The organism is Shewanella sp. YQ_9, assembly GCF_043103185.1.
In the GTDB taxonomy this organism is placed as follows: Bacteria; Pseudomonadota; Gammaproteobacteria; order Enterobacterales; family Shewanellaceae; genus Shewanella; species Shewanella algae.
The window spans coordinates 26292-32738 of the sequence record NZ_JBICJO010000044.1 but is presented as its reverse complement, the minus strand read 5'-3'; the positions used below and the strand labels follow the sequence as shown (position 1 = coordinate 32738).

7 protein-coding genes are annotated in these 6447 nt (G+C 50.2%); all 7 read right to left on the bottom strand.

All coding sequences use genetic code 11. From position 1 onward, the window contains the following. Positions 1 to 330: 330 nt before the first annotated feature. Complete coding sequence (gene mutT, locus ACF8D4_RS14140) at positions 331 to 729, bottom strand: 8-oxo-dGTP diphosphatase MutT (protein ID WP_025012058.1); 399 nt, start codon at positions 727 to 729, stop codon at positions 331 to 333. Then, positions 729 to 941 carry a DNA gyrase inhibitor YacG gene (gene yacG, locus ACF8D4_RS14135; RefSeq protein WP_025886789.1) on the bottom strand — a complete coding sequence of 71 codons (213 nt, stop codon included), beginning with the start codon at positions 939 to 941 and terminating at the stop codon, positions 729 to 731. Before yacG ends, mutT begins: the two co-directional genes overlap by 1 nt. Before the next feature lie 44 nt (positions 942 to 985). Continuing rightward, positions 986 to 1726 (bottom strand): cell division protein ZapD, encoded by a 741-nt coding sequence (gene zapD / locus ACF8D4_RS14130; protein WP_028779562.1) that lies wholly within the window; start codon positions 1724 to 1726, stop codon positions 986 to 988. After that, entirely contained in the window at positions 1723 to 2334 is a 612-nt protein-coding gene (gene coaE / locus ACF8D4_RS14125) for a dephospho-CoA kinase (RefSeq protein WP_025012056.1), read from the bottom strand. Before coaE ends, zapD begins: the two co-directional genes overlap by 4 nt. Continuing rightward, entirely contained in the window at positions 2335 to 3249 is a 915-nt protein-coding gene (locus ACF8D4_RS14120) for an A24 family peptidase (protein WP_144128769.1), read from the bottom strand. 68 nt (positions 3250 to 3317) lie between these two features. Then, positions 3318 to 4583, bottom strand: coding sequence for a type II secretion system F family protein (locus ACF8D4_RS14115; protein WP_025012055.1), 1266 nt, complete (start codon positions 4581 to 4583; stop codon positions 3318 to 3320). 152 nt (positions 4584 to 4735) lie between these two features. Beyond that, entirely contained in the window at positions 4736 to 6442 is a 1707-nt protein-coding gene (pilB, locus tag ACF8D4_RS14110; protein WP_025012054.1) for a type IV-A pilus assembly ATPase PilB, read from the bottom strand. Between the last annotated feature and the right edge of the window lie 5 nt (positions 6443 to 6447).

The window sequence follows — 6447 nt, the reverse complement described above, 5'->3', positions numbered from 1 at the left end:
TCGCTTCCAGCGAGCACGACTTAACATGCAGCCCAAAGCTGCTGGCGCAGTGTGTGCCCCTCAGCTCGCAGCCAAGCTGCTTCGCGCTACAGCCATCTATCAAGCTGTGCTTGATGAGCAGATGTCTTTCGCCCCCATGTGAGATGGTGCTGTGGAGATATTGAGAATAGGCGGGTAGCTTAATCAAAGTGAGATTTGAGAAAGGTATTGCCGTATCCATAGTATGCCAGCCTGCACCATCAACGATGACCACTGTTGGGGGGATTTGGGACATCTGAATCTGAAAGATAGGGATAACAAGAAAGCCAGCTTAGGCGGCTGGCTTAGGGGTTAGTTTGAAAACTCTGTAAGGATTTTATCAAGAATCGGTTGGTTGGCATCCGGGAAAGTATATTCCTGGAGTTTATCCAAGTGCACCCATTCGACTTCCTGTCCTTCTACGCCATAGGCATTGCCACTGAATTCAGTGACCAGGTGAATATCCAGTAACACTTGCTTATCTGGATAGTCATAAGACAACAGCATAAAAGGGGTAGAGGCGGCTATGTTAAGCCCGACTTCTTCCGCAAGTTCTCTGGCTAAGGCTTGGGTGACGGTTTCGCCGGTTTCGACTTTACCTCCTGGAAATTCCCATTTTCCTCCCTGGTGCAGATGCCCATGACGCTTGGCCAATAGGATCTGCTCGCCGGATTTAATGATACCGACCGCTACATGTACTCTTTTTGTCATTACTGATCCTTGAAGAAATTACCTTCATCGTAGCCCAGTTCATCCAGCAGTTGTTCATCAAACTCTGGCTTGACCGGGATGGCATGTTTTTCCGAGGCCCAATCACCGAGATCGATGAGTTTACAGCGCTCGCTACAGAAGGGCTTGAATTTGGATTCGGGGGCCCATTCCACCTCTTTTTGACAGGTGGGGCACTTAACAGTGATAGGCATTTTTGTGTCTCTTGGGCTAACTGATGGCGCCCATGGTAAAGAGTTTAGCCGCAGGTCGCCAGTAGGAATTTGACGGTTTTGTCGGAATGCTTTTGTTGTTCGAACTGTACAAAATGAATGGCAAAGCGGTTTCTGTGACCACTAATGGTGGGGTAGCAGCCTTGCTCTGCATCCAGCTTGACTCTGACCAGCGACAAGCTTTGTTGGCTGTCGCCTTGGTAAAAGCCGGCATGGGCTACAGCATCACGATATTCACAGCTCATACGGGTAAGTTGCAACAGCAGACTGATGGGCTGTAGTAGGCTGCTGAAGTGACTGGTCCATTGGAGGTACTCCTGACAGCGTTCTTCCCAAGGCTTGGCCAGCCAAAAGTGCAGTTGTGGCAGATCGAAGTTACAGCAAGCACCAGGCATGCTGAATCTTTGTCTGAGCGCCGATATGAATCTGTCTTGCTTAAGCTGACTGCCGGGGCGCTGTGGACGTTGCAGTTCTTCTCTGGCGTGGGAGAATTGCTCGAGATAGTACTGGAGTTGCTGCTGGTCTACATCGTCCTGCTGTTGCCAGCTTTGCAGTTGGATTAATTGGCGGTCGATATCTTTGATGACTTCGCTGCGGTAATCACAGCGTTCGGTGAGTTCACAGAGGGAGAATAGTGGGTAGAAGCATCTATGTTGATGATCTTGCTGGAGGTTATTGTCCAATTGACGGGCGAGATATTCCAGACGCAAATAGCTGCGGATCTTTTCATTTAACGGCTGTTCGAATATCAGTTCTGTCGTGTTCATGGGTGTATAGGATCTGCCAGCTGTAAGTATTTATTATGCAGCGCCAGTACTTGAGCTTGTAGCGCGGTGATTTCTCCCTGATTGTCAATCACATCATCAGCCTTGTTGAGTCGGCTATTGCGGTCGCTCTGGCTATTGATAATGTTTTGAACCTGTTCCTTAGACACCTTGTCCCGCTCAATAGTTCGCTGTAACTGTAATTTTGGTGAAATATCTACCACCAGAGTGCGATTCACCAGTTTATCCAGGCCATTCTCAAAAAGCAGAGGCACCACCATGATGACATAAGGGGAGTTTGCCGCCTTAACCTGTGCCAACATGCGAGAACGTATCATGGGATGCAACAGGGCATTGAGCCATTCCCTGTCTTCCGGATGATGAAATATCTGTTCCCTCAGCGCCGCTCTATTTAGATTGCCTTCAGGAGTCAGCATCTGAGGGCCAAATTTATCGCCAATTTGTCTGAGGCCATCTGAGTCTTTGGCGACCACCTCCCTGGCAATGATATCGGCATCGACCAGGACGATTCCCTGCTCGGCAAACAGATTGGCGACCGTAGTTTTGCCGCTGCCGATACCGCCGGTGAGCCCTACAATAAATTCGGCCATTTAGAGTGTTCCCAAATACCAGTCGACAATCTGTTGTCCCCACACCAAAGCGACCCAACCAGCGATAGCAATATAAGGGCCAAAGGGGATAGGGTTACCCCGATTAAGGTTCTTGAACAGAATAAGTAAAACGCCTACTAGGGCACCGACCAGAGAAGAGAGCAGAATAATTAGAGGTAACATCTGCCAGCCAAGCCAGGCACCAAACAATGCCATCAGCTTGAAATCGCCATAGCCCATGCCTTCCTTGCCGGTGAGCAGTTTAAATAGCCAGTAGACCGACCAGAGGCTTAAATAGCCGGCAGCGGCCCCTATGGTGGCATCGGTCAGATTAGTAAAGGTGCCCGAGATATTAACCAGTAAACCAAGCCACAGTAGCGGCAGGGTAATCTGATCCGGCAGCAGCATTTCATCCAGATCTATCCCGCTGAGGGCTATCAATCCAAAGGTGAGAATAGTGGCGTAAACAAACTGCAGTGTCGGGCCAAAATACCAACCGAGAGTACTGATAAGCAGGGCGGTCAGCAGCTCAAATATCGGGTATCTCGCTGAAATAGCTGTGTTGCAGGAGGCGCATTTACCGCCAAGCAACAAATAGCCGATTATGGGGAGGTTGTGCCAGGGTTTGATATGGGCGCCACACTTGGGGCAGGCAGATTTCGGCAGTAACAGATTGTATTTGGCCGGATAGTTATCTATTGGTGCATTAAGCTTGGCTTCACCCAGCTGTTTGGCGAATTCGGGTTGATATTCCTGCAGGTATTGGTTGCATTCCTGCTGCCATTCGCGCTTCATCATTACCGGCAGGCGATGGATTACCACATTGAGAAAGCTGCCTATTACAGAGGCAAACAAAAAACAGAGAACAAGAAAGAGCCACTGGTTGTGGCTCAATACGGCAATAAATTCTGACATGCGATACTAAGCGACCCTAAAACAGTTAAGTGTTGGTTTTATTATTACACTTCGGCGAATAGCCAGCATTAACCTACCACTTTACCCAAGTTGAAGATAGGTAGATACATGCCGACGATAAGCCCGCCGACTATGGTGCCGATAACTACCATCATAATGGGTTCTATCAGGCTGGAGAGACCGTCTACGGCATCATCCACCTGCATCTCATAGATATTGGCGACTTTGTTGAGCATGTTGTCCAATGAGCCGGATTCTTCACCTATCATCACCATCTGGATTAGCATATCGGGGAATAGCTTGGTAGTGCGCATGGCCACGTTCATCTGCATCCCGGCCATCACTTCGGTACGCACATTTAATAGCGCCTTGCGGTAAACATAATTACCGGAGGCGCCGGCGGCAGACTCCAGGCCATCAATCAGCGGCACCCCGGCAGCAAAAGTGGTGGCCAGAGTGCGGGCAAAACGGGCCATGGCACCTTTATGTAAGATATCTCCTATCGCGGGGATCTTAAGCACCATTTCGTCGATACGGTTACGGAAATTTTCTGAATTTCGATGAGCACGGACAAAGAGCCAGGCACTGATAACGATACCAGCCAGAAATAGATACCAGGTACTCTGAAGGCCGCGGCTGATATTGACAATTAATTGGGTAAAGGCAGGCAGTTCGGCGCCGAAGCCTTTAAATATTTCTTCAAATTGAGGTACAACGGCAACAAGCAGCAGCACGGTAACGGCTATGGCAACTACCACCACTGCAGCAGGGTAAAACATGGCTTTCTTAATTTTCGACTTAAGGGCCTCTGACTTTTCCCTGTAGGTGGCGATACGGTCGAATACAGCATCCAAGGAACCTGAATGTTCACCGGCGGCCACTAAGTCGACGTAGAGATCATCGAAGTATGCTCTATGGGGGCGAAGAGCATCGGACAGCGGGATGCCGGCTTGGATATCGGCCAATACAGTGCCGAGTAGTACCCGCACCTTGTTTTTTTCATGGCCGCGGGCGATCAATTCAATAGTTGTTACCAAGGGAACCCCGGCAGCCAGCATAGTAGCTATCTGGCGGGTGATCACCGCGATATCCATCGGCTTGATCTTTTTATCGCCAAACATAGACGCTGATTTTTTACGTACCGTCTTGGGATTAATCCCCTGGCTTTTAAGAAGGGTTTTTACTTCGGTGATGCTGGTGCCACGCAGTTCGCCGGAGCTGAGTTTGCCGTCGCGATTATTCCCCTTCCAGGTAAAGGTGTGGATCTTGGGTTGGGCTTTGGCGCCTTTATTCTTGGCTTTATTGTTTTTTGCTGTCGCCGTTGCGGTTGCCATAATTGTTCCTTGCAATACGCTTCTTTGTTAGCTTGCCTTAATTTTAGTCAGAGTCACAGGCGAATGCTTACTCACTGGCTCTCTGGCAGTTATCTATTTGGCTAGTCCCAGAGTAATATCGCTTCGGATATCCAATAGGTCTACTAATTCAATCAGTAGCTGGTGACCCGATTTATCTCGGCGATACTGGTGACGCCTTGAATCACTTTTAAAAGGCCGGAAAGGCGCAAATCACGCATCCCCTGCTGTTTGGCAGTGGCGGCAATCTGCAGCGAATTACCGCCCTCCATAATGGTTCTGGCGATTTCGTCGGACATCTTCATTACCTCATAGATACCGACCCGGCCCTTATAACCACCGGAGCAGAGATCGCAGCCACAGGGCTTGTAAGGGGTAAAGCCTGCGTCTATCTGCTGCTGAGTGAAGCCCAGTTGCAGCAGTTCATGCTCGGGAATATCTTCCGGTTGGCGGCATTCGGGGCAGAGGCGGCGGGCCAGGCGCTGGGCAATAATCAGGTTGACCGAACTGGCAATGTTATAACCGGGAACCCCCATATTAAGCAGGCGGGTGAGAGTCTCGGCCGATGAGTTGGTATGCAGGGTCGAGAGTACCAAGTGGCCGGTTTGTGCCGCCTTAATGGCGATTTCGGCGGTTTCCAGGTCGCGAATTTCCCCCACCATCACCACATCCGGGTCCTGACGCAAAAAGGAGCGCAGCGCCGAGGCGAAGGTTAGCCCTGCCTTGGGGTTGATATGTACCTGGTTGACCCCTTCCAGGTTGATCTCCACTGGGTCTTCGGCGGTGCTGATATTGCGCTCTTCGGTATTGAGGATATTGAGGCCAGTATAAAGGGAAACGGTTTTACCAGAGCCGGTAGGGCCTGTCACCAGAATCATCCCCTGGGGCCTTGCCAGCATCTCCAGGTAGGCTTGTTTTTGGTCTTCCTCATAGCCGAGTTTTTCGATGCCTAATTGCGCGGAAGACGAGTCGAGGATCCGCATCACTATCTTTTCACCCCAAAGAGTGGGCAGGGTACTGACCCGGAAATCGATACTCTTGTTGCGCGACAGCCTCATCTTGATGCGGCCATCCTGAGGAACGCGGCGCTCGGCGATATCCAGTTTGGACATCACCTTCAAGCGGGCTGAGATACGGCCCGAGAGAGAAATGGGGGGCTCAGATACCTCGTGGAGGATGCCATCGATACGGAAACGGATGCGGTAGCGCTTCTCGTAGGGTTCGAAGTGCAGATCCGATGCGCCCTTGCGGATGGCATCGGTCAAAATCTTATTGATATAGATGACGATGGGGGCGTCATCTTTACTTTCACCATCTTCCTGTTGACGTTTGTCGGTGTCGGTGACCTCGATACCTGCGAGGGACTCCTCATCGAGGCCATCGAGATCCAGCGAACTCAAGTCCTCTTCAAGCACTTTTTCCAGTGCTTTACTGAGCTTATCTTCCTCTACCAGTATCGCTTCGGCGTGCAAGCCGGCGCTGAACTGAAAATCTTCCAGGGCGGCAATATTGGTGGGGTCTGAAGTGGCGATATAGAGGCGGTTGCCACGCTTGAATAACGGCAGGCAGCGGTGCTTATCGATCAGCTTTTTATTGAGAAATTCTTCCGGGATACTGTTTAAATCAAACTCATTGAGATCCAGCAGCGGGGTGCCGTATTCTTCATAGCAGAGTTCGGCGATAGTGCGAGCGGATAAAAGATTACTGGCCACCAGAGTGGTGACCAGTGTTTGTTTATTTTTCTGGGAATGTCTTATCGTTTCGGTTAACTGATTTTCCGTCAGTAGACCTTTACGGATAAAAAGAGTCGACAGACCTAGGTGTAAGCCGGATGTTGGCATACTAA